This window comes from Salmonella sp. SJTUF15581 (assembly GCF_043356775.1).
GTDB lineage: Bacteria > Pseudomonadota > Gammaproteobacteria > Enterobacterales > Enterobacteriaceae > Salmonella > Salmonella enterica.
Map to the genome: position 1 here is coordinate 80,112 of NZ_JBEUJY010000009.1, position 24,750 is coordinate 104,861.

The following is a 24,750-nucleotide window of genomic DNA, read 5'->3' on the forward strand; positions in this document are numbered from 1 at the left end:
CAAAGAACAAAGAAGAGGTTTTGACTCATGACAGATAAACGCAAAGATGGCTCGGGCAAATTGTTGTACTGCTCTTTTTGCGGCAAAAGCCAGCATGAAGTGCGCAAGCTGATTGCCGGTCCATCCGTGTATATCTGCGACGAATGCGTCGATTTATGTAACGACATTATTCGCGAAGAAATTAAAGAAGTTGCTCCGCACCGTGAACGTAGTGCGCTGCCGACGCCGCATGAAATTCGTACCCACCTGGACGATTACGTTATCGGCCAGGAGCAGGCGAAAAAAGTGCTGGCAGTGGCGGTCTATAACCACTACAAGCGTCTGCGTAACGGCGATACCAGCAATGGCGTCGAGTTAGGCAAAAGCAACATTCTGCTGATTGGACCGACCGGTTCCGGTAAAACGCTGCTGGCGGAAACGCTGGCGCGCTTGCTGGATGTGCCGTTCACTATGGCGGATGCGACCACGCTAACCGAAGCTGGTTACGTGGGGGAAGACGTCGAGAATATCATTCAGAAACTGTTGCAGAAATGCGACTACGACGTGCAAAAAGCGCAGCGTGGGATTGTCTACATTGATGAAATCGATAAGATTTCGCGTAAATCAGACAATCCGTCCATTACCCGCGATGTTTCCGGCGAAGGCGTACAGCAGGCGTTGCTGAAACTGATCGAAGGTACTGTCGCCGCGGTTCCACCGCAGGGCGGTCGCAAACATCCGCAGCAGGAGTTCTTACAGGTAGATACCTCTAAGATTCTGTTTATCTGCGGCGGCGCGTTTGCCGGTCTGGATAAAGTGATCGCTAACCGTGTTGAAACCGGCTCCGGCATTGGTTTTGGCGCGACGGTGAAAGCGAAGTCCGACAAAGCCAGCGAAGGCGAGCTGTTGTCGCAGGTTGAACCGGAAGATTTGATCAAATTTGGTCTGATTCCTGAGTTTATCGGTCGTCTGCCAGTGGTGGCGACGCTGAACGAACTCAGCGAAGAAGCGCTGATTCAAATCCTGAAAGAGCCGAAAAACGCCCTGACCAAGCAGTATCAGGCGCTGTTTAACCTGGAAGGCGTCGATCTGGAATTCCGTGACGAAGCGCTGGACGCTATCGCCAGGAAAGCAATGGCGCGTAAAACCGGTGCCCGTGGCCTGCGTTCTATCGTCGAAGCGGCGCTGCTGGATACCATGTACGATTTGCCATCTATGGAAGACGTCGAAAAAGTGGTGATCGACGAGTCCGTTATTGCCGGTCAGAGTAAGCCGTTGCTGATTTACGGCAAACCGGAAGCGCAGGCTTCTGGCGAATAATTAAACATTCATACAATCAGTTAGCCAAAAAAGGGGGGATTTTATCTCCCCTTTCGTTTTTCCTGTAAACACGCCGTTGAATGTGTGGGAAACATCCCCATATACTGACGTACATGTTATAGGTGGTATGGAGCACAGCTATACTATCTGATTACCTGGCGGACACTAAACTAAGAGAGAGCTCTATGAATCCTGAGCGTTCTGAACGCATTGAAATCCCCGTATTGCCCTTGCGCGATGTGGTGGTTTATCCGCACATGGTCATACCCTTATTTGTAGGGCGGGAAAAATCTATCCGTTGTCTGGAAGCGGCTATGGACCATGATAAAAAAATCATGCTGGTCGCCCAGAAGGAAGCATCAACGGATGAGCCGGGTGTAAACGATCTTTTCACCGTCGGGACCGTGGCCTCTATTTTGCAGATGCTGAAACTGCCTGACGGCACCGTAAAAGTGCTGGTCGAGGGGTTACAGCGCGCGCGTATTTCCGCGCTGTCTGACAACGGCGAACATTTCTCCGCGAAGGCGGAGTACCTTGATTCGCCAGCCATTGATGAGCGTGAACAAGAAGTGCTGGTGCGTACCGCTATCAGCCAGTTCGAAGGCTACATCAAGCTGAACAAAAAAATTCCGCCGGAAGTGCTGACGTCACTCAATAGCATTGACGACCCTGCACGTCTGGCTGACACCATCGCCGCGCATATGCCGCTGAAACTGGCGGATAAACAGTCCGTACTGGAGATGTCCGACGTTAACGAACGTCTGGAATATCTGATGGCGATGATGGAATCTGAAATCGATCTGCTGCAGGTTGAGAAACGCATTCGCAACCGCGTGAAAAAGCAGATGGAGAAATCCCAGCGCGAGTACTATCTGAACGAGCAAATGAAAGCGATTCAGAAAGAACTTGGCGAGATGGACGACGCGCCGGACGAAAACGAAGCGCTGAAGCGTAAGATCGACGCGGCGAAAATGCCGAAAGAGGCGAAAGAGAAAGCGGAAGCGGAACTGCAGAAGCTGAAAATGATGTCTCCGATGTCGGCGGAAGCGACCGTGGTGCGCGGCTACATCGACTGGATGGTGCAGGTGCCGTGGAATGCGCGTAGCAAGGTCAAAAAAGACCTGCGTCAGGCGCAGGAAATCCTCGATACTGACCATTATGGTCTGGAGCGCGTGAAAGACCGCATCCTTGAGTATCTCGCGGTTCAAAGCCGTGTAAATAAAATCAAGGGGCCGATCCTGTGTCTGGTGGGGCCGCCGGGGGTAGGTAAAACCTCGTTGGGCCAGTCCATCGCTAAAGCAACAGGGCGTAAATACATCCGTATGGCGCTGGGCGGCGTGCGTGATGAAGCGGAAATCCGCGGTCATCGCCGGACTTACATTGGCTCTATGCCGGGTAAACTGATCCAAAAAATGGCCAAAGTGGGGGTTAAAAACCCACTGTTCCTGCTCGATGAGATCGACAAAATGTCTTCTGACATGCGCGGCGATCCGGCTTCCGCACTGCTGGAAGTGCTGGATCCGGAGCAGAACGTGGCGTTCAGCGATCATTACCTGGAAGTGGATTACGATCTCAGCGATGTGATGTTTGTCGCCACTTCCAACTCCATGAACATTCCGGCGCCGCTGCTGGATCGTATGGAAGTGATCCGTCTGTCCGGTTATACCGAAGATGAGAAGCTGAATATTGCTAAACGTCACCTGCTGCCGAAGCAGATCGAGCGTAACGCGCTGAAGAAAGGCGAACTGACGGTCGACGATAGCGCGATTATCGGTATTATCCGCTATTACACGCGTGAAGCGGGCGTGCGTAGTCTGGAGCGTGAAATCTCCAAACTGTGCCGCAAAGCGGTTAAACAACTGTTGCTCGATAAGTCGTTAAAACATATCGAAATTAACGGTGATAATCTGCACGACTACCTCGGTGTCCAGCGCTTTGATTATGGCCGCGCGGATAGCGAAAACCGCGTAGGTCAGGTGACGGGGCTGGCGTGGACGGAAGTGGGCGGCGATCTGTTGACCATCGAAACCGCCTGCGTCCCGGGCAAAGGCAAGTTGACCTACACCGGCTCGCTCGGTGAAGTGATGCAGGAATCCATTCAGGCGGCGCTGACCGTGGTGCGCGCGCGCGCGGAAAAACTGGGTATTAATCCGGACTTTTACGAAAAACGCGATATCCACGTTCACGTGCCGGAAGGCGCAACGCCGAAAGACGGTCCAAGCGCCGGTATCGCGATGTGTACCGCGCTGGTTTCCTGCCTGACCGGTAATCCGGTGCGCGCAGATGTGGCAATGACCGGCGAGATCACGCTGCGTGGTCAGGTATTGCCGATCGGCGGCCTGAAAGAAAAACTGTTGGCGGCGCATCGCGGCGGGATTAAAACGGTCTTAATTCCGTTCGAAAATAAACGTGACCTGGAGGAGATTCCGGACAACGTGATTGCCGATCTGGATATTCACCCGGTTAAGCGCATTGAGGAAGTTCTGACGCTTGCTCTGCAAAACGAACCGTCTGGAATGCAGGTTGTAACCGCAAAATAGTGACCTCGCGCAAATAGCGCTAATAAAAACAGGGCTGGCAGGCTATTTCGGACTTGCCAGCCTTTTTTTGTATAGCTAATTTAGATGGTTGATTGGGTCTGCCACCATTAACGGGTGTTGTAAGGGCGTGGCAGGCCTGATATAACTGCTGCGCGGTCGTACTTCGAAGGATTCAGGTGCGATATAAATTATAAAGAGGAAGAGAAGAGTGAATAAATCTCAACTGATCGAAAAAATTGCTGCAGGGGCTGATATCTCTAAGGCTGCGGCTGGACGTGCGTTAGATGCGATTATTGCTTCTGTTACCGAATCTCTGAAAGAAGGGGATGACGTTGCACTGGTAGGCTTTGGTACTTTTGCTGTTAAAGAGCGTGCTGCCCGTACTGGTCGCAACCCGCAAACAGGTAAAGAGATCACCATCGCCGCTGCCAAAGTGCCGAGTTTCCGTGCAGGTAAAGCGCTGAAAGACGCGGTAAACTAAGCGTGATCCCCTCGGGGGATGTGACAAAGTACAAGGGCGCATCAACTGATGTGCCTTTTTTATTGGCGATTCGGGACTTTCTGTGCGTTGCGGGCTGACAATTGCCCTCGTTTCTTGTCACAATAGGCTTTTGTGCGCCGCGTTCAGAAAATGCGATGCGCGTGAAGTCTCTATACGCAAATCATTCAGGTTGCGTCGACGCGGCGACTGAGCGAATCACTCGGTAGCCAGCAGAGAAGCCGCCTGAAAGATAAAGTGTAAAGTCACCTACAGCGGAGTGTGGTTACACCATGATGGACAGCTTACGCACGGCTGCAAACAGTCTCGTGCTCAAGATTATTTTCGTTATCATTATCGTGTCGTTCATTTTGACCGGCGTTAGTGGTTACCTGATTGGCGGAAGCAATAACTACGCCGCAAAAGTGAATGGCCAGGAAATCAGCCGGGCACAGTTTGAGAATGCGTTTAATAACGAACGTAACCGTATGCAGCAGCAGTTGGGTGACAGGTATTCTGAACTGGCGGCCAACGAAGGTTACATGAAAAGCCTGCGCCAGCAGGTGCTGAATCGTCTGATAGATGAAGCGCTGTTGGATCAATATTCCCGCGAACTGAAACTGGGCATCAGCGATGAGCAGGTAAAGCAGGCGATTTTCGCCACTCCCGCTTTTCAGGTGGACGGTAAGTTTGACAACAACCGCTATAACGCGATTGTGAATCAGATGGGAATGACCGCCGATCAGTACGCTCAGGCGCTGCGTAACCAGCTTACCACTCAGCAACTGATCAACGGCGTGGCCGGTACTGATTTTATGCTGAAAGGGGAAACCGACGAACTGGCGGCATTAGTCTCTCAACAGCGCGTGGTGCGTGAAGCCGTTATTGATGTCAACGCGCTGGCGGCGAAGCAGCAGGTGACCGATCAGGAAGTGTCCAGCTACTACGATCAGAATAAAGTCCGCTTTATGACGCCGGAACAGTTCCGCGTAAGCTATATCAAGCTGGATGCCGCGACGATGCAGGCACCGGTCAGCGATGCGGATATTCAGGCCTATTATGACCAGCATGTAGATCAGTTTACTCAGCCGGAGCGTATTCGTTACAGCATTATTCAGACCAAAACGGAAGATGATGCGAAAGCGGTACTGGATGCGCTGAACAAGGGCGAAGATTTCGCCACGCTGGCGAAAGAGAAATCTACCGATATCATCTCTGCGCGTAATGGCGGCGATATGGGCTGGCTGGAAGAGTCTGCCACGGTGCCGGAACTGAAAAACGCCGGATTAAAAGAAAAAGGCCAGATATCTGGCGTGATTAAGTCGTCTGTCGGTTTTCTGGTGGCGCGTCTGGATGATATTCAGCCTGCCAAAGTGAAACCGTTAAGCGAGGTTCGCGACGACATTGCCGCGAAAGTGAAACAAGAAAAAGCGCTGGATGCTTACTATGCGTTGCAGCAGAAGGTGAGCGATGCGGCAAGCAACGACAATGAGTCGTTAGCAGGCGCTGAACAGGTCGCTGGCGTAAAAGCCGTTGAAACCGGCTGGTTTAGTCATGACACCTTACCGGAAGAGCTGAACTTCAAACCGGTAGCCGATGCTATCTTTAATGGCGGCCTGGTAGGCGAAAACGGTACGCCGGGGCCGAATTCAGACATTATCACCGTAGATGGCGACCGGGCTTTTGTTGTGCGCGTGAGCGAACATAAACCTGAAGCCGTGAAGCCGTTGGCAGAAGTGAAAGAACAGGTCACTGCCCTGGTGAAGCATAACAAAGCGGAACAACAGGCGAAGCTGGATGCGGAAAAACTGCTGGTCGAGCTGAAAGCGGGCAAAGGCGCGGAAGCGATGAAAGCGGCGGGTCTGAGTTTTGGCGAGCCTAAAACGTTAAGTCGTACCAGTCAGGATCCGGTGAGTCAGGCGGCCTTTGCGTTAAGCCTTCCGACGAAAGATAAGCCAGTTTATGGCGTGGCGAACGATATGCAGGGTAACGTCGTTCTGCTGGCGTTTGACGAGGTGAAAGCGGGCGCCATGCCGGAAGCGCAGAAAAAAGCGATGGTGCAGGGCATCACGCAGAACAATGCGCAAATTGTCTTTGAGGCGCTGATGAGCAATCTGCGTAAAGAGGCGAAAATCAAAATCGGCGACGCTCTGGAACAGCAGTAATCGTCGAGGCGCTTCGCAAAAAATTGCAAAACGTTGTATCCCACAAAGGCCGCTTTCGCGGCCTTTTCCATTTCTGAGAATTGCCGTTTGTTCGTTTTTCTCCGCCCCGCTATCGTGGCTGCACTGTTAACAAACAAGGAGAAAACAGTATGAAACACGGAATTAAAGCACTGCTTATTACACTTTCTTTAACCTGCGCGGGCATGGCCCATAGCGCGCTGGCGGCGACGCCTGTCGCAAAAAATGCAGCGGTGGAAACAAAAGCGGATACGCCTTCTTCATCCTCCGCCAAAGCGGCATTACCTGCTAAAGCCAGCGATGATGAAGGTACCAGGGTGAGCATTAATACCGCGTCTGCGGAGGATCTGGCGCGGGTGATGAACGGCGTTGGGCTGAAAAAAGCGCAGGCTATTGTGAGCTATCGGGAGGAGTATGGTCCTTTTAAAACGGTGGATGATTTAAAACAGGTGCCGGGAATGGGAAGCGCGCTGGTGGAGCGTAATCTGGCAGTTTTAACATTGTAATCACTTGCACAGTGGCAAAAATTTGCCAGACTGTAGAGGTCATACCAGTTATGACCTCTGTACTTGTCGTTTACTTATAACAACAACGTAAGGTTATTGCGCTATGCAAACACAAATCAAAGTTCGTGGATATCATCTTGATGTTTATCAACATGTTAATAATGCCCGCTATCTGGAATTTCTGGAAGAGGCCCGTTGGGATGGGCTGGAAAACAGCGACAGCTTTCAGTGGATGACGGCCCGCAATATTGCCTTTGTGGTGGTAAACATCAATATAAATTACCGTCGCCCGGCGGTATTGAGCGATCTACTGACCGTGACCAGCCAGGTACAACAGCTTAACGGTAAAAGCGGCGTATTAAGCCAGACGATTACGCTGGAGCCAGAAGGGCAGGTGGTGGCCGATGCGCTCATCACGTTTGTTTGTATTGATTTAAAAACGCAAAAAGCGCTGCCGCTGGAAGGCGAATTGCGTGAAAAGCTGGAACAGATGGTGCAATAACGCTTCGCAGTCTGATGGCGTTGAACTTGTCCGGCCTGGCGATATTGACCATGGTGCATATCGCCAGGCCGGATAAGGTGCATGCGCCGCCATCCGGCAAAACAATCACCTTAACCCGGTTTTTTGCTTCATCGCCGCCATCACCGCCGCTTTATTCGACAGATAATGATTCAAGCCGTTAGCGCGCAGATTACAGGCTGCGCAATGACCACAGCCATCGCCTTTAATGCCGTTATAGCAGGTCAGCGTCTCTTCGCGAACTAAATCCAGTTGGCCCCAATAATCGGCCAGCGCCCAGGTTTCAGCTTTATCAATCCACATTAAGGGCGTTTCGAAACGGATATCTTTCGCCATGCCCAGATTCACCGCGTGATTCAGCGCTTTGACGAACTCATCGCGACAGTCTGGATAGCCGGAAAAATCGGTCTCGCAAACGCCGGTGATCACCGCTTCGGCTTTGACCTGATAAGCGTAAATCGCCGCCAGCGTCAGAAAGAGAATATTGCGTCCCGGTACGAAAGTATTGGGGATACCGTCAGCGTTCGGTTCATAGTCCGGCACCGGAATGCTATCCCGCGTCAGGCTACTGACCGCCAGTTCGTTCAGCAAAGTGACATCCAGCACTTTATGCGCGCGTGCGCCAAGTTTTAACGCCAGTGCGCGCGCGACATCAATCTCTGCGCGGTGGCGCTGACCATAATCAAACGTGACACAATGCACTTCATCATACTGATGCCGCGCTTGCGCCAGACAAGTGGTGGAGTCCTGACCTCCACTAAATACAACAACGGCGCGTTTCATAGTTATCCTGATCAATGACGAAAGCCAATATGGTAACGCGTACGGATAATCCCGACCAGCTTCTTCACGGCGAAGGCGGCGGAAGCCAGGCTTCGCTAAATTCAAACCAGCCGCGAGGGGTCAGTCGAACACCGTTAACGCCCGGTGGGGCGCTGATGCGATAGTGATAATTAAACAGCGGCGTAAGTGTGGCGTCATCCATCAGGTTGGCAAAAACTTGTTGTAGCGCGGCGCGGCGATCTTTTTCATTGGGCTGAATTTGCAGAGCGTCAAGCGTAGCCTGCAGATGGGAAAACGCAGGCGCGTCAAGGACATGCGGCCAGATCTGATCGCAACGTAGCCACTGCTCCAGCGTATATTCCGGCGCTTCGCCGATCAGCCTGTCGCCCATCATCAGATCCGCTTGCGCCAACGCAGGGCAGTTATCCCAGTTTTTGGCATTATGAAAAATCAACGTTAACTCACAGCCGAGCGTCGCCAGGTAATGTCGAAGCTGTTCCGCCATCGTATGCAGCTCTACGGGAAGGTGATACGCCAGGGTAAGTTTTTTCGGCAATGGCGTTTCATCAACGTCCTGCCATTGCGGGATTGTCCAGCCGGGTAGCAGCCCCTGACTTGGCATAATCAAGTTCTCATCTACCGGTAAGGTTTTCAGCAGCGAAGTATGATGGATAATATGTATCAGACGCCGCGCCTGCTGTACGTTGAGCCGTGAGCCCTTTTTGAGGGTTAAATAACAAAAGCCAAGACTGATACCACTACTTACCTGACTCAGCGTCGCCAGCTCTTCCGGTTTGCCGATGGCAATCTGCACCGGATGGCGGCAACTGGTGCCCAGATCCTGGGCAAACAGTTGCGGGGTGATCCAGAATTCAATCGCTTTCAGCAGCGGATGGCTGAGGTGATAATGGTCATGACTTTCCAGACGCACCAGTTCCGGCGTGAACAACGCCAGGCGAAAAGGACCGGTGCCGATAAGCGGCAGGTCAGGATGCGCCAGACCGCTACAATAGCTCGCCAGACGATGCGCCAGCCAGTAATCAGGTCGGTGAAGGAGAAAGGTCAGGCACTGAGGATGCGTTACTTCGATCCGTGCGACGCTAATAAACAATTTGCTTAGCGCCGGTAGGGTAAGCAGCCTTTCCAGGCGTTCGTGTAGCTGCGCGGTATCCACCGCATCGCCATTATGCCAGTGCAGCGTGGAGCGAATATAAAAATCCCAGCGTAAACCGTCGGCGGAAACCTTCCAGTGATGCGCCAAATCCCCGCAAGGATATTGGCTATCGCGGTCGAAGCGCGTTAACCCGGAAAAAACTTGCCCTGCGAGATGCTGTTCCGCGCGGCCTGGCAGGAAACCCGGCTGCAGCGGATCAAGCGGACGATAGTAGGGAATACGCAATGTCGGCGTATCGTTTTGCCATTGGCCGCCCATAAAAGGCTGGAGCATCGCCCGTAACTCGCCCGGCGCCAGCTGCGCCAGTTCCAGTACGTTGAGCTGCTGCCCTTTTTCCAGCGCCTGTTCCATCATGGCGGTGCGGAGCGATTCCGGCGTGACCAGAAACTGGAGCCGTCCACGTTTCCCGCGCCCGGACTGCGCCTCCCATCTTAGCCAACCCGCCTGCTGGGCCTGACGCAGCAGCGTTCGCAGATGGCGCTCGCTACAAAAACAGCGTTCGGCCAGTTCGCTAACGGTGACATGTTGCGTTTCCCCGGCGGAAGGCTGCCAGAGGCGTTGATATTGATTAAGCCGATTCAGTAGCCTCATAGAAACCCGGAACACTTCCTTTTATCTGTTCACTATTACTTCCGTATATCTCAGGTAATACTGAACAACAAGTTAACCGCGTCACAGTGTGGAGAAAGAGATGGCCCGTCTGGCAGCATTTGATATGGATGGCACGTTATTAATGCCCGATCACCATTTGGGTAGAGAAACGATCGCCACGCTGTCGCGTCTGCGCGAACGCGATATCACTCTGACATTCGCTACGGGTCGTCACGTGCTGGAGATGCGGCATATTCTGGGGACGCTTTCACTGGATGCTTATCTTATTACCGGTAACGGGACGCGAATTCACTCGCTGGAAGGCGACGTGCTGCATCGTCAGGATCTCGATCCTCAGGTTGCCGATACGGTGATGCATCATGCCTGGGATACCCGAGCCAGTATGCATGTGTTTAATGACAACGGCTGGTTTACAGGCCAGGAGATCCCCGCGCTACTCCAGGCGCACGTCTACAGCGGCTTTCGTTATCAGGTTATCGATATAAAAAGTATTCCGGCCCATCAGGTGACGAAGATCTGTTTTTGCGGCGATCATGACGATCTGATCCGTTTGCGCATTCAGCTCAATGAGGCGCTGGAAGAACGCGCGCACCTCTGTTTCTCTGCCGTCGACTGCCTGGAAGTGCTACCGCTGGGGTGCAATAAAGGATCGGCGCTGGCGGTATTGAGCAACCATTTAGGGCTTTCACTGGCAGATTGCATGGCGTTTGGCGACGCGATGAACGATCGGGAAATGCTGGGCAGCGTCGGGCGGGGGCTCATTATGGGCAATGCCATGCCGCAGCTTATCGCCGCGCTGCCACACCTTTCGGTTATCGGACATTGTGGTAATCAAGCGGTATCACACTTTTTGACGCATTGGCTGGACAATCCGCATCTACCTTATTCCCCCGAATGAGAGATCTCTTCCAGCAAGCCAGACATTCAGTCTGGCTTTTTTTTGGTTTTTAGTCGCCGGTAAGTAATTTTGCGATGGCCGCTGACCACGGCGTCAAATCGCCGATATGGTCGCTAACCCAGGACGGATGGTAATAGGTATCCAGATAGCGATCGCCGCTATCGCACAATAACGTCACGATAGCGCCGGTTTCTCCAGCCTCGCGCATCCGGGCCGCAAGCTGCAGCGCTCCCCACATATTCGTGCCGGTAGAGGCGCCGACTTTACGGCCTAGCTGCGTTTCCAGCCAGTGTGCGGTGGCAACGCTGGCGGCGTCCGGCACGCGCAGCATCTCATCCACGACATCCGGAATAAAAGAAGGCTCTACTCGCGGACGACCAATTCCTTCAATTTTACTGCCCGCCGGGCTGCGTAATGAAGCGTCGCGATCCTGCCAGTAAGGTAAAAAGACGGAATTTTCCGGATCCACCACCATGAGCTGAGTATCATAGCCCTGGCAGCGAATATAGCGCCCAATCGTCGCAGAGGTTCCGCCCGTTCCGGCGCTCATGACGATAAATCGCGGTACTGGATGGGGTTCGTTGCGCATCTGGCGGAAAATACTGTCGGCAATATTATTGTTGCCCCGCCAGTCGGTAGCTCGTTCTGCGTAGGTAAACTGGTCCATATAGTGACCGTTCAGTTCATGCGCCAGCCGCTCGGAGGCGGCATAAATTTCGCAGGCGCTCTCCACAAAATGACAGTGGCCGCCGTAAAATTGAATCTGTTCGATTTTACGTTTTGCGGTACAGGCGGGCATGACGGCGATGAACGGCAGTCCCAGTAAACGCGCGAACCAGGCTTCGGAAATCGCCGTTGAGCCTGATGACGCTTCAATAATCGGAGTGCCTTCTTTAATCCAGCCATTGCACAACCCATAAAGGAACAGCGAGCGCGCCAGACGATGCTTGAGGCTACCGGTGGGATGCGTGCTTTCGTCTTTCAGGTAAAGCTGGATACCTGGAAATGCCGACAGGGGCAAACGAATAAGATGCGTATCCGCCGAGCGCTGGTGGTCAGCGTTAATTTCATTAATGGCATTTTTAACCCAATTGCTACTCATCATTAATATCCATTTATCATTTTGTGCCAAGAGTAGCGAAAAGTACGGAAAAAATTGTTGCTATTTGACCTTTAAATTACAATGTAAGGAGAAAAATATTCTCTATGGAGTGGGTATGTTAGATAAAATTGACCGTAAACTGCTTTGCTTATTGCAGCAGGACTGTACCCTCTCTTTGCAGGCGCTGGCGGATGCCGTTAATCTGACGACAACGCCTTGCTGGAAGCGGCTTAAACGCCTGGAAGATGACGGTATCCTGCTTGGCAGGGTCGCGCTGCTGGACCCGGAAAAACTGGGGCTGGGATTAACCGCTTTTGTGTTGATAAAAACGCAGCACCACAGCAGTGAATGGTACTGTCGGTTCGTGACCGTCGTCTCTGAGATGCCGGAAGTGCTTGGCTTCTGGCGGATGGCGGGGGAATACGACTATCTGATGCGAGTTCAGGTGGCCGACATGAAGCGGTATGACGACTTCTATAAACGTCTGGTCAATAGCGTCCCAGGACTGTCAGACGTCACCTCCAGTTTTGCGATGGAACAGATTAAGTACACCACCTCTCTGCCCATTGAATAATTCTCCCGGTATTGCCGGAAATCATATCAGGAAATAACGCGTGCGATTATTTGCTCAATTAAGCTGGTACTTTCGCCGGGAATGGCGTCGCTATCTTGGCGCGGTGGCCCTGCTTATGCTTATTGCGATGCTTCAGCTGATCCCGCCCAAAGTGGTGGGGATTGTCGTGGATGGCGTAACCGCACAGCATTTTACTCCAGGCCGAATAGCGATGTGGATTGGCACCATTGCCCTGATCGCCGTAGTGGTCTATTTGTTGCGCTATGTCTGGCGCGTGCTGCTGTTTGGCGCTTCTTATCAATTAGCCGTCGAACTGCGTGAAGATTATTATCGCCAGCTGAGTCGTCAGCATCCCGAATTTTATCAGCGCCATCGGACGGGCGATCTGATCGCGCGTGCGACGAATGATGTGGATCGCGTCGTATTTGCGGCGGGCGAGGGCGTTCTGACGCTGGTTGACTCGCTGGTAATGGGCTGCGCGGTACTGATTGTCATGTCGACGCAAATTAGCTGGCAGCTAACGCTATTAGCGCTGTTGCCGATGCCGATTATGGCGCTGATGATCAAACGTTACGGCGATCGGCTGCATGATTATTTCAAACTGGCGCAGGCCGCCTTCTCCAGCCTGAACGACCGCACGCAGGAGAGTCTGACCAGCATCCGCATGATCAAAGCGTTTGGTCTGGAGGACCGCCAGTCTTCGCTGTTTGCGGCGGATGCCGAAGATACCGGCAAGAAAAATATGCGCGTGGCGCGTATTGACGCGCGTTTTGATCCAACCATTTACATCGCCATTGGCATGGCGAACCTGCTCGCGATTAGCGGCGGAAGCTGGATGGTGGTTAACGGCAGCCTGACGCTGGGCGAACTCACCAGCTTTATGATGTATCTGGGGTTGATGATTTGGCCGATGCTGGCGCTGGCCTGGATGTTTAATATCGTGGAGCGGGGTAGCGCCGCTTACAGCCGCATCCGCGCCATGCTGGCGGAAGCGCCGGTAGTTAAGGATGGCGAAGAGCCGGTCCCGGCGGGGCGCGGCGAACTGACGGCGGCCATTCGTGAGTTTTGCTATCCGCAAACGACGCATCCGGCGCTGGAGAATGTGAACTTTCGTCTTAAACCGGGTCAGATGCTGGGGATATGCGGTCCGACCGGCGCGGGGAAAAGCACAATATTGTCGCTTATCCAGCGCCATTTTGATGTGACGCAGGGAGAAATCCGTTTCCATGACATGCCGTTGACGCATCTGCAACTGGATAGCTGGCGTAGCCGACTGGCGGTCGTCAGCCAGACGCCGTTTTTGTTCTCGGACTCTATTGCCAATAATATTGCGCTCGGACGCCCGGAGGCGACTCAGGAGGAGATTGAACAGGTGGCGCGTTTAGCCAGCGTACATGAGGATATTCTCCGTTTGCCTCAGGGCTACGACACGCAGGTAGGTGAACGTGGCGTCATGTTATCGGGAGGGCAAAAACAGCGTATCTCGATTGCCAGAGCGCTGCTGTTAAATGCGGAAATTCTGCTTCTCGATGATGCGCTTTCAGCAGTAGATGGTCGTACGGAGCATCAGATTTTGCATAATTTGCGCCAGTGGGGCGAAGGGCGTACGGTCATCATCAGCGCGCATCGTTTATCCGCGCTGACCGACGCCAATGAAATTATCGTTATGCAACATGGTCATGTTGTTCAGCGCGGCGATCACGATCAACTGGCGCAGCAGATTGGCTGGTATCGCGATATGTATCGCTATCAGCAACTGGAGGCCGCTCTGGATGACGCGCCGGAACGCGGCGAGGAGGCGGCGAATGCGTAGTTTTGGACAGCTATGGCCGACGCTGAAACGGTTGCTGGCGTATGGCTCGCCATGGCGAAAACCGCTCTCTGTCGCGGTGATGATGCTGTGGATTGCGGCAGCGGCGGAGGTTAGCGGTCCGCTGCTGATCAGCTATTTCATTGATAACATGGTGGCCCGCCACCATTTACCGTTGGGCAAGGTCGCGGGGCTGACGGCCGCCTATGTGGGGCTACAGTTTCTGGCGGCGGGTCTGCATTACGCCCAGTCTTTATTATTTAACCGGGCGGCCGTTGGCGTGGTTCAGTCCTTGCGCACGGACGTCATGGATGCCGCCTTGCGCCAGCCGCTAAGCGCCTTCGACACGCAGCCTGTCGGACAATTAATTTCACGTGTGACCAACGATACGGAAGTCATCCGCGATCTGTACGTCACGGTCGTCGCAACGGTATTACGTAGCGCGGCGTTGATCGGCGCCATGCTGGTCGCTATGTTCAGCCTTGACTGGCGGATGGCGCTGGTGGCGATTTTGATTTTTCCGGCGGTATTGACCGTGATGGTCATTTATCAGCGCTACAGCACGCCGATTGTACGCCGCGTGCGGGCATACCTGGCGGATATTAACGACGGCTTTAACGAAATCATCAACGGGATGAGCGTAATCCAGCAGTTTCGCCAGCAGGCGCGCTTCGGCGAACGCATGGGCGAGGCCAGCCGCTCGCACTACATGGCGCGGATGCAGACACTACGCTTAGACGGCTTTTTATTGCGTCCGCTGCTTAGCCTCTTTTCTGCGCTCATTTTGTGCGGTCTGTTGATGCTTTTCAGCTTTACGTCTGCCGGCACGATTGAGGTCGGGGTGCTGTATGCGTTCATTAGCTATTTGTCACGTCTGAACGAGCCGCTCATTGAACTGACCACCCAGCAATCCATGCTACAGCAGGCGGTTGTGGCGGGAGAGCGTGTTTTTGAACTGATGGATCGCCCGCGCCAGCGCTATGGCAGCGACGACAGGCCGTTGCAAAGCGGGGCGATTGATATTGATCATCTGTCGTTTGCTTACCGCGACGATAATCTTGTTTTACAGGATATTACGCTATCAGTACCGTCCCGTAGCTTTGTGGCGCTGGTGGGGCACACCGGCAGCGGGAAGAGCACGCTCGCCAGCTTATTAATGGGGTATTACCCCCTGACACAAGGCGAAATTCGGCTGGATGGGCGAGAGATCGCCTCTCTTAATCATCGCGTTTTACGCCAGGGCGTGGCGATGGTTCAACAGGACCCGGTAGTGATGGCGGATACCTTTCTGGCTAATGTGACGCTGGGGCGCGATGTCTCCGAGGCGCAGGTGTGGCAGGCGCTGGAAACGGTACAACTGGCAGATCTGGCGCGCGGCCTGAGCGACGGGCTGCATACGCATCTCGGCGAGCAGGGAAATACGCTGTCCGTCGGGCAAAAACAGCTATTGGCGCTGGCGCGCGTGCTGGTTGACGCCCCGCAAATATTAATTCTTGATGAAGCGACGGCCAGCATCGATTCCGGCACTGAGCAGGCGATACAGCAGGCGCTGGCGGCGATTCGCGAGCGCACCACGCTGGTGGTTATTGCCCATCGGCTATCGACAATCGTGGAGGCGGATACCATTCTGGTTCTCCATCGCGGCCAGGCGGTGGAGCGCGGGACGCATCAACAATTGCTGGCGGCGCAAGGGCGCTACTGGCAAATGTATCAATTACAGTTAGTTGGCGAGGAGTTAGCCGCCAGCGTACACGAAGAATCCGGCCCTGCGGCGTAAGGTTTGGCGCCACAGAGCAAAACCTCGCCCATCATGCACCGTCATGGTGCGTTTTTCTTTCCCTGCTTCGATTTTGGGGCGCGTCAATATAAAGACGCGCCGCTAACCGCGCTTTTCCTCGCTCGCCAGCTTCTGGCACATCCTTTGCAATATCCATCCTGAAGAGTCCATGCGCGGCGGCAGCCGTTACCTAATTCTGACTGGAGGGTTCTATGAAGCTGGTTACCGTGATTATCAAACCGTTCAAGCTGGAGGACGTGCGGGAGGCGCTTTCTTCCATTGGCATTCAGGGACTGACCGTCACCGAAGTGAAAGGGTTTGGCCGTCAGAAAGGACACGCCGAACTGTATCGCGGCGCGGAGTACAGCGTGAATTTCCTGCCGAAGGTCAAAATTGATGTGGCTATCGCCGACGACCAACTGGAAGAGGTGATCGATATCATCAGTAAAGCGGCTTACACCGGAAAAATTGGCGACGGCAAAATTTTCGTCGCGGAGCTCATGCGCGTTATTCGGATTCGTACCGGCGAAGCTGACGAAGCAGCGCTGTAAGACCCGCCACACAGCAACAGGAAATGAAAAAATGAAGATAGCGATGATAAAAACCACACTGGCTTCACTGGCGCTGCTGCCTGGGTTAACGATAGCCGCGCCAGCGGTTGCCGATAAAGCGGATAGTGCTTTTATGATGATTTGCACCGCGCTGGTGCTGTTCATGACGATACCGGGTATCGCGCTGTTTTACGGCGGATTAATTCGCGCCAAGAACGTGCTGTCAATGTTAACGCAAGTGACCGTCACCTTTGCGCTGGTCTGTATTTTATGGGTGGTGTACGGCTATTCGCTGGCTTTTGGCGAAGGGAATCATTTCTTCGGTAATGCCGATGGGGCGATGTTGAAGAATATCGCGTTGACGGCGGTAACGGGTACGATTTATCAGTATATTCATGTCGCGTTTCAGGGATCTTTCGCCTGTATTACCGTCGGGCTGATTGTCGGCGCGCTGGCGGAGCGTATTCGTTTTTCGGCGGTACTGATTTTTGTCGTGGTGTGGTTCACGCTCTCTTATGTTCCGATTGCGCACATGGTGTGGGGCGGCGGCCTGCTGGCTGCTCACGGCGCGCTGGATTTTGCCGGTGGTACGGTGGTGCATATTAACGCCGCTATCGCCGGGCTGGTGGGGGCTTATTTAATTGGCAAACGCGTCGGCTTTGGGAAAGAAGCATTTAAACCCCATAACCTGCCGATGGTCTTTACCGGTACTGCGATTCTGTATATCGGCTGGTTTGGATTTAACGCGGGTTCTGCGGGGAGCGCAAACGAGATAGCAGCGCTGGCCTTTGTGAACACCGTGGTGGCGACCGCCGCCGCGATTCTGGGGTGGATTATCGGCGAGTGGACGCTACGCGGTAAGCCTTCCCTGCTGGGAGCCTGTTCCGGCGCGATTGCCGGTCTGGTCGGCGTGACGCCAGCCTGTGGCTATGTTGGCGTTGGCGGCGCGCTGGTTATCGGCGTTATTGCGGGTCTGGCGGGATTGTGGGGAGTCACCATGCTTAAACGTCTGCTACGGGTAGATGATCCGTGCGACGTATTTGGCGTTCACGGCGTTTGCGGAATAGTCGGCTGTATCCTGACCGGCGTTTTTGCCGCCAGTTCGCTGGGCGGCGTTGGCTTTGTCGACGGCGTTACGATGGGACATCAGGTGATGGTACAGCTGGAAAGTATTGCTATTACGGTCGTCTGGTCCGGCGTTGTCGCGTTTGTTGGTTACAAACTGGCGGATATCCTTGTTGGACTGCGTGTACCGGAAGAGCAGGAGCGCGAGGGGCTGGATGTGAACAGTCACGGCGAGAATGCGTATAACGCGTGATTGCGCAACATGCCTGATGGCGCTGCGCTTATCCAGTTTACCGTAGGCCGGATAAGCGCAGCGTCATCAGGCCATTAACGCCGCATAGCGGCATGTTTTTTAATTGTGATTACGCATTACCCCTTCCTGCACGGTTGAAGCGACCAGCGCGCCATCCTGAGTATAAAACTCGCCGCGAACAAAGCCCCGGGCGCTGGAGGCGGAAGTGCTCTCCACGCTATAAAGTAGCCATTCATTAAAATTGAACGGGCGATGGAACCACATAGAGTGATCGATAGTGGCGATCTGAATGCCCTTTTCCAGAAAACCGATGCCGTGAGGCTGAAGCGCGACGGGAAGGAAATTCAGGTCAGAGGCATATCCCAGTAAATATTGATGGACGCGAATGTCATCCGGAACGGTGCCGTTGGCGCGAATCCATACCTGACGCACAGGCGCGGCGACGTGACCTTTCAACGGATTGTGAAATTCGACGGGACGAATTTCCAGCGGGCGATCGCAGAGAAACTTTTCTTTCAGAATCGGCGGCAGTAAATGCGCCAGCGATTGCGCGATTTCCGTTTCTGACGGTAGTCCTTCCGGCCCGACTGCCGTCGGCATGGTTTTTTGATGTTCAAAACCCGGTTCCGGCGCCTGGAATGAGGCGGTCATGTAAAAGATGGGTTTCCCGTTCTGAATAGCGGCAACGCGGCGGGCGCTGAAGCTATTCCCATCGCGCAGCACTTCTACGTCATAGATAATGGGTTTTTGGCTGTCGCCTGGCCGCAGAAAATAACTGTGGAATGAATGCACCAGTCGTGCTTCCGGCACCGTTTCTTTGGCGGCATAGAGTGCCTGGCCCACCACCTGACCGCCAAATACCTGGCGCAGCCCTAAGTCTTCACTTTGGCCCCGAAAGAGTCCTTCTTCAATTTTTTCCAGATTCAATAATGTCAGCAAATTATTCAGTGTCTGACTCATACATACTCTCCAGGTGACAACGATGCCGAAGCGAGGTAGGGCAGAGTATAACGCAATTTTGCAAGTGGTCCGATGGGTACAAAAGTCTGAATAACAGACCAATTCCAGGCAAAAATGAGTGACATGTGCCACACTTAATCACGTTATGTTTCTGTTAACCACTCTTCCGGCGGGGGGAAAGGCCTGCTGGTGCATTGATGATAAGGAGAATTGAATGAAACTCGTGCACATCGTAAGTGGTTTAGCGGTTGCGATATCTCTGGCGGCCTGCGCTGATAAAAGCGCTGATATCCAGACGCCTGCGCCAAACCCTAACATGTCGATTACAGCTAACCAGTCTACTATTCAGCAACCCAATGTTTCCGGTACCGTCTGGATCCGCCAGAAGGTCGCTCTGCCGCCAGATGCGGTGCTGACCGTGACGCTTTCAGATGCTTCGCTGGCTGATGCGCCGTCTAAGGTGCTGTCGCAAAAAGCGGTACGTACCGAAGGTAAACAGGCGCCTTTCAGTTTTGTGTTGCCGTTTAACCCATCAGATATTCAACCTAACGCGCGTATTCTCCTGAGCGCGGCCATCACCGTTGACAATAAGCTGGTATTTATTACCGATAGCGTGAAACCGGTGATTAACAATGGTGGCACTAAAGCGGATCTGACGCTGGTACCGGTACAGCAAACGGCGGTGCCTGTGCAGGCCAGCGGTGGTGCGACGACGACGGTTCCATCGACTTCGCCGACCCAGGTCAATCCGTCTTCTGCCGTTCCTGCGCCTACCCAGTATTAATCCTGCGCCAACCCTCTCCGTTACGGAGAGGGTTAATACACCCAGCGATAGCGTTGTAAATCGATTTGTCCGCTTCCCGACACCACCACGCCTTCCGCCAGTAATGCCTGACGTTGCCGCTGTAGATCCGGCCCGGTAAGTGATATTGCGCCGTGGCGGTTCACCACCCGATGCCATGGTAAAGTGCTGCCTTCCGGCAGACGTTTTAAAACTCCGCCGACCTGACGCGCTGCCCGAGGCGAACCGGCAAGCCGGGCGACATCACCGTAGGTCGTGACAAATCCTTCCGGGATCGAAGCGACGATTTGCCAGACGCGTTGAGGAAATGTGTCCTGAATATCCATAATAGAATCCTGCGTTAATGCTTCAGGATAATCTGGAATAAGGGGGGAGGAAAGCCCGGATGCGCAAGAAACCAGCATCCGATGCCTGATGGGTTGCAATTGCACGATATAGCAGTGATAATGCGCCTGCGCGTTGGTTCACAACGCTCTCAATGGGGGCTCTGTTGGTTCTCCCGCAACGCTACTCTGTTTACCAGGTCAGGTCCGGAAGGAAGCAGCCAAGGCAGATGACGCGTGTGCCGGGATGTAGCTGGCAGGGCCCCCACCCATTTGTGCCTCTCCACACTGTTCTTTTCTGCTGTGCGACGTTATAGCCGCTGTTCCGCCCAAAGAATAAATGCCGTAGCGGGTAGGGGTTTACTGTATAACCAGCCCTGACCATAATGTACGCCATGCTGGCGTAGCCACTGTTCTTGCCTGGCCGTTTCGATGCCTTCTGCGACCATCTTAAGTTTGAGCGTTTTCGCCATTTCAATAATATGCGGCGTGACGTTTTTATATTCCAGCGCATCGACAAAAGATTTATCAATTTTAAGGACATCCACATCCAGATTTTGTAAGTAGCTGAGGCTGGAATAGCCGGTGCCAAAGTCATCAATATAAATTGAATGTCCCGCGTTACGGTATCTGGCGACAATTGGCGCGCTGGTTTTCGGATCGGCGAACTCGCGCTCCGTTAACTCAAGCGCGATTTGCGACGGAGAAATTTGGCTACGGTTCAGCAGCGTGCTTAACAGCGTCGGCAACGTTTCCGACGCCAGATCGGATGCCTCAAGATTGATTGAAATATGTTGTTCGGGATGGGACTTTAACCAACTCCCCATGTCTTCAAAAACGGTTTCGATGATTAGCCGGGTTAGCGGCTCCGTGAGCCCGGTTTGTTCAGCCAGCGCGATAAAAATTTCCGGCGAAAGGAAGGTGCCGTCCGCCTGTTGCCAGCGAGCTAAAGCTTCGGCACCGACAATTTTTCCGCTGCTCAGGGAGACAATAGGCTGATAGTGTACGTTAATTTCGCGATTGTCTATCGCATCCTGGAGACGGTGGCGGGGCGACTGTAGCCGACGCAAAATACGCAGAATAAAGGCCGCGGCCAGCAGACCCGTTACGATGCCCGCCGGTAGCCAGATAAACGCCTGTCGATACCAGCTCCTTTCCAGCGGAGCGGTCGGTGCCCAGCTTACGATAGTAATGCCCATTTCCGGAAAGGGGTGGATAGCATACTGAATGCCTCGGTTTTCCAGCCGCAGGGGCGTCTCATGGTGAATGAGCGGAAGAATAGCGGGGTCAAGGTTACCGCTGCTGGCAACCACAGTATTGCGTTCCCGGCCAATAATAGCGACGTCAATCGGCCATGCGCCAAACGGAATCACATCGATAAAGGACGCCGGGTCGATCATCACGATATAGCTGTCGCTCCCGAGTGCCGCCATATAGCGTTTTATACCCAGATCGTTTTGCGCCGTAAACCAGGCGCGATAACCGTCGCGAGTGATTTTCATGGGCGGAGGGAAAGCGGGAATATGGCTCTCTTTTTCAAGTGAGGAGCAAACGGGAATCGAATTTTTAAGATACAGAACTTCCTGGACATACCGAAAGCTATAAGACACGCGGCGCATGGCGAGTAAATGGGCGCTGCTGCAGGGCTCGCCTTTAAAGGAGGCAATATGCGTTAACGCGGCTTTTGCCTGGTCACTGACCCTTTCTGTACGTAGCGCCACCCGGGACGAGAAGATATCCAGCTCTTCGTTAAACCTTTTTTCAACTTGACGGTGCGCCAGCCACAGGCTCAATCCTATCGGGAAAAGGACAGACAGGATAAGCACTCCCGTTACCAGGCTGACCAGATGTCGTGTTGTCACAGTGATGTCCTTATAAACACAGCGTAGAGAAAGTATATCCGATCGTAAATCGCGCCCTCGAATGATAAAGCTATTTTATCGATTTTACAGATACAGGGGCCAGACTAACGCGTTACGCCACGTTGCTTTTGCCGCCAGGAAGAGATCGTGAATGTTTACCGGTTGAAAAAGGAGCGTTGATAGCGTATTTTATTGTTATGTTATAACATAATTGAGGGGGCGCAATGAAACCTGATATTCATCCTGTATACCGCACCGTCGTATTTCACGACACCAGCGTAAATGAATATGTGAAAGTGGGATCAACTATCAAAACTGAACGTGAAATCGAACTGGACGGCGTGACATATCCGTATGTCACTATTGATGTGTCATCAAAATCGCATCCTTTTTATACCGGTAGACAGAAAACGTTTGATAGCGAAAGTAGCGCCGCACGCTTCCAGAAACGTTTTGGTCATTTTATCGGCGCTAAACGGGGGTAAATGAAATGCAGGTGTTAAACTCACTTCGCAATGCAAAACAACGGCATCCGGATTGCCAGATAGTCAAACGCAAAGGACGCTTATACGTGATTTGTAAAACAAATCCGCGTTTTAAGGCGGTTCAGGGGCGTAAAAAAAGACGTTAAAAACCAACAGTTCAGGGAAAGCAGTGCGTACCAGGGAGGGTGCGCACTTTTTTATTACCGACTGGCTTCTGCGCGGGCCAGCGTAAAAATATCGTAGAAGGAAAGTTCGCCCTTACGGGCAACCATTTTTTGCAGCTGGACTTTATGTTCATTATCCACCTGTGGAGACTGAAGAATCGTCTCAATGAGCGTGGGGGGAACAAAGCGGGTGTTGTACCATTCGCCGTTGTAACAGACCCGGAGGTCCAGCACATCGATGTCGTTATAGTGATAACGCGGGGCGATGTCGAAAAAGAAGAAGCCATTAAATGCGATAAATAACACCACTAACAGCCACACTGACCCCACCAGCGTTTCTGATTGCAGCATGACCGCCAGCGTCGCAAACCAGGCTGCATACATCGCGATAAATAACCCAGGATGCTTGCGGATAAAACTGATACTAAAACGCGGCCTGTTATCGCGTTTTTCACGGACGTTTAAGTCATCAATAGTTTCGCTAAGCAGGCGCTGTATCTCTGTCATCTTTTGCCTTCATGATTTCTGCGACATAGGGGGTAGTAACAGCCCATTTTAAAGGGAGGTGTAACGTGAAAAAAGTAACAGATTAACCACGAATTAGCATAACAGTTATCATTTTAACTACAATTTTTTAATGATTCGCGCCGGATTTCCGCCTACCACGACGTCTGGCGGTACGTTTTTTGTCACCACAGCGCCTGAAGCGACGACGACGTTATCGCCGATGGTTACGCCAGGATTAACGACGGCTCGTCCGCCTATCCAGACGTTATTTCCGATAGTGACGGGTTTACCTAATTCTCTGCCGCTGTTGCGTTCGACGGCGTCCAGCGGGTGCGTGGCGGTATAGATATGTACCCCTGGCGCGAGCATACAATTATCGCCAATATGAATTGGGCAAACATCAAGCATGACGCAGTCGAAGTTAGCGTAAAAGGAGTGACCAAGAAAAATATTATAGCCGTAGTCGCAACGGAAGGAAGGTTCAATATAGGCGTCTTCGCATCGACCCAACAGGTCGCGTAAAATCGCCTGACGCTTATTTATTTCATCAGGCGTAGTATAATTGTATTGATGGATGAGTTGACGCGCCCGCAGTCGATCCTGGCATAAAGTTTCATCGGTCGGGCAATACAGTGCCCCAGCGATCATTTTTTGTTTTTCGTCACTCATCGCGCGCTCCCCTTGGTGGATATTATCGCAATAGAAGCAATAATAGAGTATTAGAGGGAACGTTCCCTGCTATTGGTATGTGATCTATATCACTGTTCTATAATAGCCCGTTGTGTTATTAGCCAGAACGAGGAGGCAGATAACACCTGCGTGTTCTCTAAAAAGTAATGTAGCGTGATTAACGAATGAATTTCCATACTGAAGAGGGGATCTTGTCGTAGAGTTTGTTCATCGTCAATTCTGCAAGACGGTGATCCGCAGCTGAGTAAAATACAGCCAGCTCATTGTCGGACAATTCATATTTATTTTTCTCAATGACGCGCTCCAGAGTGTCAATTGTCTGACAGCGCCGTAAACGCATCAAATAATCAGTTTTAGTTAATGGTTTATCAGACATAAATTCTACCTATGATTGTAATAATTTTTAACAAGACAAACTAACAGGATTAGCCCTGGTGGCGTTGACGAAACAACGGAACAGGCGGTTGCCCGATTTACGCCATTTTTGCAAATCCTGCGTATTAATACCATAGCTGCTGAACAACATAAAGGTGTCGTCCAGGTATTCATCTATCTGCGCAATCAATTTATTGTCTTCATTGTACTTAATTTTATAATTAAGCGCGAAAGTTGCAATATGCTCTATCAGCTCATTGAGCTGCAGGTTGACTGCTGAGGTCGGGTCATTAACCCAGCCATGGTTGCTTTCTTCAAGGTTTGCAAGACAGTCATGATACAGGGTTTCGCAAAGAAATTTAAGCTGTGCTATATCATGTCTTTTGGGTGAGTATTCGTCCATAATGCATCCCCTTTTTAGTGGCTTAAACTAACCGAACACCTTCGGGATGGATAC

25 protein-coding genes and 1 other RNA gene are annotated in these 24,750 nt (G+C 52.6%); 16 read left to right on the forward strand and 10 right to left on the reverse strand.

Features of this window, described 5'->3' with window-relative positions; translation table 11 throughout:
* Positions 1-27 precede the first annotated feature (27 nt).
* The 6 genes from clpX (at position 28) to fadM (ending at position 7,508) form a co-directional block, all read left to right on the forward strand.
* Entirely contained in the window at positions 28-1,299 is a 1,272-nt protein-coding gene (gene clpX, locus ABVN36_RS16230) for an ATP-dependent protease ATP-binding subunit ClpX (protein ID WP_000130314.1), read from the forward strand.
* Positions 1,300-1,484: 185 nt separating this feature from the next.
* On the forward strand, positions 1,485-3,839 hold the full coding sequence (lon, locus tag ABVN36_RS16235; RefSeq protein ID WP_001067723.1) for an endopeptidase La: 2,355 nt from the start codon (positions 1,485-1,487) through the stop codon (positions 3,837-3,839).
* 190 nt (positions 3,840-4,029) lie between these two features.
* Positions 4,030-4,320 carry a nucleoid-associated protein HU-beta gene (gene hupB / locus ABVN36_RS16240; RefSeq protein WP_254888479.1) on the forward strand — a complete coding sequence of 97 codons (291 nt, stop codon included), beginning with the start codon at positions 4,030-4,032 and terminating at the stop codon, positions 4,318-4,320.
* A 290-nt stretch (positions 4,321-4,610) separates the two neighbouring features.
* Positions 4,611-6,482 (forward strand): peptidylprolyl isomerase, encoded by a 1,872-nt coding sequence (gene ppiD, locus ABVN36_RS16245; protein WP_000969432.1) that lies wholly within the window; start codon positions 4,611-4,613, stop codon positions 6,480-6,482.
* A gap of 149 nt (positions 6,483-6,631) precedes the next feature.
* On the forward strand, positions 6,632-7,006 hold the full coding sequence (locus tag ABVN36_RS16250; RefSeq protein WP_000680322.1) for a helix-hairpin-helix domain-containing protein: 375 nt from the start codon (positions 6,632-6,634) through the stop codon (positions 7,004-7,006).
* Between the two features lie 103 nt (positions 7,007-7,109).
* Complete coding sequence (fadM, locus tag ABVN36_RS16255) at positions 7,110-7,508, forward strand: long-chain acyl-CoA thioesterase FadM (RefSeq protein ID WP_001194543.1); 399 nt, start codon at positions 7,110-7,112, stop codon at positions 7,506-7,508.
* A 105-nt stretch (positions 7,509-7,613) separates the two neighbouring features.
* On the opposite strand, the gene queC is transcribed toward fadM, so the two are convergent.
* Both queC and ABVN36_RS16265 read right to left on the reverse strand, forming a co-directional pair.
* Positions 7,614-8,309 carry a 7-cyano-7-deazaguanine synthase QueC gene (gene queC / locus ABVN36_RS16260; protein ID WP_000817201.1) on the reverse strand — a complete coding sequence of 232 codons (696 nt, stop codon included), beginning with the start codon at positions 8,307-8,309 and terminating at the stop codon, positions 7,614-7,616.
* A gap of 64 nt (positions 8,310-8,373) precedes the next feature.
* On the reverse strand, positions 8,374-10,074 hold the full coding sequence (locus tag ABVN36_RS16265; RefSeq protein WP_001238174.1) for an SgrR family transcriptional regulator: 1,701 nt from the start codon (positions 10,072-10,074) through the stop codon (positions 8,374-8,376).
* Positions 10,075-10,174: 100 nt separating this feature from the next.
* Between ABVN36_RS16265 and cof the strand changes: the two genes are divergently transcribed.
* Positions 10,175-10,993 (forward strand): HMP-PP phosphatase, encoded by an 819-nt coding sequence (cof, locus tag ABVN36_RS16270; RefSeq protein WP_000113040.1) that lies wholly within the window; start codon positions 10,175-10,177, stop codon positions 10,991-10,993.
* 49 nt (positions 10,994-11,042) lie between these two features.
* Here the strand turns inward: cof and cdsH are convergent, their stop codons facing one another.
* The gene (gene cdsH, locus ABVN36_RS16275; protein ID WP_077908592.1) at positions 11,043-12,098 is read right to left on the reverse strand and encodes a cysteine desulfhydrase; all 1,056 of its coding nucleotides are present in this window, start codon (positions 12,096-12,098) and stop codon (positions 11,043-11,045) included.
* A 112-nt stretch (positions 12,099-12,210) separates the two neighbouring features.
* Here cdsH and decR point away from each other — a divergent pair, with 112 nt between their 5' ends.
* The 5 genes from decR to amtB all read left to right on the forward strand — a co-directional run bounded on the left by decR (position 12,211) and on the right by amtB (position 18,125).
* Positions 12,211-12,669 (forward strand): DNA-binding transcriptional regulator DecR, encoded by a 459-nt coding sequence (decR, locus tag ABVN36_RS16280; protein ID WP_000884593.1) that lies wholly within the window; start codon positions 12,211-12,213, stop codon positions 12,667-12,669.
* A gap of 40 nt (positions 12,670-12,709) precedes the next feature.
* Positions 12,710-14,482, forward strand: coding sequence for a SmdA family multidrug ABC transporter permease/ATP-binding protein (locus ABVN36_RS16285; protein WP_001235559.1), 1,773 nt, complete (start codon positions 12,710-12,712; stop codon positions 14,480-14,482).
* Positions 14,475-16,256 carry a SmdB family multidrug efflux ABC transporter permease/ATP-binding protein gene (locus tag ABVN36_RS16290; RefSeq protein ID WP_023137939.1) on the forward strand — a complete coding sequence of 594 codons (1,782 nt, stop codon included), beginning with the start codon at positions 14,475-14,477 and terminating at the stop codon, positions 16,254-16,256. The genes ABVN36_RS16285 and ABVN36_RS16290 overlap by 8 nt, the downstream gene beginning before the upstream one ends.
* A gap of 212 nt (positions 16,257-16,468) precedes the next feature.
* Positions 16,469-16,807, forward strand: a complete 339-nt coding sequence (gene glnK / locus ABVN36_RS16295; protein WP_000780341.1) for a P-II family nitrogen regulator — start codon at positions 16,469-16,471, stop codon at positions 16,805-16,807.
* A gap of 31 nt (positions 16,808-16,838) precedes the next feature.
* Positions 16,839-18,125 carry an ammonium transporter AmtB gene (amtB, locus tag ABVN36_RS16300; RefSeq protein WP_023137940.1) on the forward strand — a complete coding sequence of 429 codons (1,287 nt, stop codon included), beginning with the start codon at positions 16,839-16,841 and terminating at the stop codon, positions 18,123-18,125.
* Positions 18,126-18,224: 99 nt separating this feature from the next.
* On the opposite strand, the gene tesB is transcribed toward amtB, so the two are convergent.
* Positions 18,225-19,085, reverse strand: a complete 861-nt coding sequence (gene tesB / locus ABVN36_RS16305; RefSeq protein ID WP_000084176.1) for an acyl-CoA thioesterase II — start codon at positions 19,083-19,085, stop codon at positions 18,225-18,227.
* A gap of 214 nt (positions 19,086-19,299) precedes the next feature.
* Between tesB and ABVN36_RS16310 the strand changes: the two genes are divergently transcribed.
* Entirely contained in the window at positions 19,300-19,869 is a 570-nt protein-coding gene (locus tag ABVN36_RS16310; protein ID WP_000779802.1) for a YbaY family lipoprotein, read from the forward strand.
* Between the two features lie 32 nt (positions 19,870-19,901).
* On the opposite strand, the gene ABVN36_RS16315 is transcribed toward ABVN36_RS16310, so the two are convergent.
* Positions 19,902-20,291 carry an MGMT family protein gene (locus ABVN36_RS16315; protein WP_000961285.1) on the reverse strand — a complete coding sequence of 130 codons (390 nt, stop codon included), beginning with the start codon at positions 20,289-20,291 and terminating at the stop codon, positions 19,902-19,904.
* An 84-nt stretch (positions 20,292-20,375) separates the two neighbouring features.
* On the opposite strand from ABVN36_RS16315, the gene ffs reads away from it, so the two are divergent.
* Positions 20,376-20,472, forward strand: an RNA gene (ffs, locus tag ABVN36_RS16320) — signal recognition particle sRNA small type.
* A gap of 49 nt (positions 20,473-20,521) precedes the next feature.
* On the opposite strand, the gene ABVN36_RS16325 is transcribed toward ffs, so the two are convergent.
* Positions 20,522-22,072: an EAL domain-containing protein gene (locus tag ABVN36_RS16325; RefSeq protein ID WP_000213144.1), complete on the reverse strand. Its 1,551-nt coding sequence runs from the start codon at positions 22,070-22,072 to the stop codon at positions 20,522-20,524.
* 224 nt (positions 22,073-22,296) lie between these two features.
* Here ABVN36_RS16325 and ABVN36_RS16330 point away from each other — a divergent pair, with 224 nt between their 5' ends.
* Both ABVN36_RS16330 and ykgO read left to right on the forward strand, forming a co-directional pair.
* Complete coding sequence (locus tag ABVN36_RS16330) at positions 22,297-22,557, forward strand: type B 50S ribosomal protein L31 (protein WP_000801421.1); 261 nt, start codon at positions 22,297-22,299, stop codon at positions 22,555-22,557.
* A gap of 5 nt (positions 22,558-22,562) precedes the next feature.
* Positions 22,563-22,703, forward strand: a complete 141-nt coding sequence (gene ykgO, locus ABVN36_RS16335; protein ID WP_001197749.1) for a type B 50S ribosomal protein L36 — start codon at positions 22,563-22,565, stop codon at positions 22,701-22,703.
* Between the two features lie 54 nt (positions 22,704-22,757).
* Here ykgO and ABVN36_RS16340 read toward each other — a convergent pair whose 3' ends face one another.
* The 4 genes from ABVN36_RS16340 to tomB form a co-directional block, all read right to left on the reverse strand.
* On the reverse strand, positions 22,758-23,228 hold the full coding sequence (locus ABVN36_RS16340; protein WP_000136183.1) for a YlaC family protein: 471 nt from the start codon (positions 23,226-23,228) through the stop codon (positions 22,758-22,760).
* 117 nt (positions 23,229-23,345) lie between these two features.
* Positions 23,346-23,897, reverse strand: coding sequence for a maltose O-acetyltransferase (gene maa, locus ABVN36_RS16345; RefSeq protein WP_001278793.1), 552 nt, complete (start codon positions 23,895-23,897; stop codon positions 23,346-23,348).
* 178 nt (positions 23,898-24,075) lie between these two features.
* Positions 24,076-24,294 (reverse strand): HHA domain-containing protein, encoded by a 219-nt coding sequence (locus tag ABVN36_RS16350; RefSeq protein ID WP_001280991.1) that lies wholly within the window; start codon positions 24,292-24,294, stop codon positions 24,076-24,078.
* A gap of 27 nt (positions 24,295-24,321) precedes the next feature.
* Positions 24,322-24,696 carry an Hha toxicity modulator TomB gene (tomB, locus tag ABVN36_RS16355; RefSeq protein ID WP_000344807.1) on the reverse strand — a complete coding sequence of 125 codons (375 nt, stop codon included), beginning with the start codon at positions 24,694-24,696 and terminating at the stop codon, positions 24,322-24,324.
* Between the last annotated feature and the right edge of the window lie 54 nt (positions 24,697-24,750).

What these genes read in the sequence shown, in the direction of transcription:
- clpX (WP_000130314.1), top strand. Translation starts at nt 28, where the DNA reads ATGACAGATAAACGCAAAGATGGCTCGGGCAAATTGTTGTACTGCTCT.
- lon (WP_001067723.1), top strand. Translation starts at nt 1,485, where the DNA reads ATGAATCCTGAGCGTTCTGAACGCATTGAAATCCCCGTATTGCCCTTG.
- ppiD (WP_000969432.1), top strand. Translation starts at nt 4,611, where the DNA reads ATGATGGACAGCTTACGCACGGCTGCAAACAGTCTCGTGCTCAAGATT.
- ABVN36_RS16250 (WP_000680322.1), top strand. Translation starts at nt 6,632, where the DNA reads ATGAAACACGGAATTAAAGCACTGCTTATTACACTTTCTTTAACCTGC.
- fadM (WP_001194543.1), top strand. Translation starts at nt 7,110, where the DNA reads ATGCAAACACAAATCAAAGTTCGTGGATATCATCTTGATGTTTATCAA.
- queC (WP_000817201.1), bottom strand. Translation starts at nt 8,309, where the DNA reads ATGAAACGCGCCGTTGTTGTATTTAGTGGAGGTCAGGACTCCACCACT.
- ABVN36_RS16265 (WP_001238174.1), bottom strand. Translation starts at nt 10,074, where the DNA reads ATGAGGCTACTGAATCGGCTTAATCAATATCAACGCCTCTGGCAGCCT.
- cof (WP_000113040.1), top strand. Translation starts at nt 10,175, where the DNA reads ATGGCCCGTCTGGCAGCATTTGATATGGATGGCACGTTATTAATGCCC.
- cdsH (WP_077908592.1), bottom strand. Translation starts at nt 12,098, where the DNA reads ATGATGAGTAGCAATTGGGTTAAAAATGCCATTAATGAAATTAACGCT.
- decR (WP_000884593.1), top strand. Translation starts at nt 12,211, where the DNA reads ATGTTAGATAAAATTGACCGTAAACTGCTTTGCTTATTGCAGCAGGAC.
- ABVN36_RS16290 (WP_023137939.1), top strand. Translation starts at nt 14,475, where the DNA reads ATGCGTAGTTTTGGACAGCTATGGCCGACGCTGAAACGGTTGCTGGCG.
- glnK (WP_000780341.1), top strand. Translation starts at nt 16,469, where the DNA reads ATGAAGCTGGTTACCGTGATTATCAAACCGTTCAAGCTGGAGGACGTG.
- amtB (WP_023137940.1), top strand. Translation starts at nt 16,839, where the DNA reads ATGAAGATAGCGATGATAAAAACCACACTGGCTTCACTGGCGCTGCTG.
- tesB (WP_000084176.1), bottom strand. Translation starts at nt 19,085, where the DNA reads ATGAGTCAGACACTGAATAATTTGCTGACATTATTGAATCTGGAAAAA.
- ABVN36_RS16310 (WP_000779802.1), top strand. Translation starts at nt 19,300, where the DNA reads ATGAAACTCGTGCACATCGTAAGTGGTTTAGCGGTTGCGATATCTCTG.
- ABVN36_RS16315 (WP_000961285.1), bottom strand. Translation starts at nt 20,291, where the DNA reads ATGCTGGTTTCTTGCGCATCCGGGCTTTCCTCCCCCCTTATTCCAGAT.
- ABVN36_RS16330 (WP_000801421.1), top strand. Translation starts at nt 22,297, where the DNA reads ATGAAACCTGATATTCATCCTGTATACCGCACCGTCGTATTTCACGAC.
- ykgO (WP_001197749.1), top strand. Translation starts at nt 22,563, where the DNA reads ATGCAGGTGTTAAACTCACTTCGCAATGCAAAACAACGGCATCCGGAT.
- ABVN36_RS16340 (WP_000136183.1), bottom strand. Translation starts at nt 23,228, where the DNA reads ATGACAGAGATACAGCGCCTGCTTAGCGAAACTATTGATGACTTAAAC.
- maa (WP_001278793.1), bottom strand. Translation starts at nt 23,897, where the DNA reads ATGAGTGACGAAAAACAAAAAATGATCGCTGGGGCACTGTATTGCCCG.
- ABVN36_RS16350 (WP_001280991.1), bottom strand. Translation starts at nt 24,294, where the DNA reads ATGTCTGATAAACCATTAACTAAAACTGATTATTTGATGCGTTTACGG.
- tomB (WP_000344807.1), bottom strand. Translation starts at nt 24,696, where the DNA reads ATGGACGAATACTCACCCAAAAGACATGATATAGCACAGCTTAAATTT.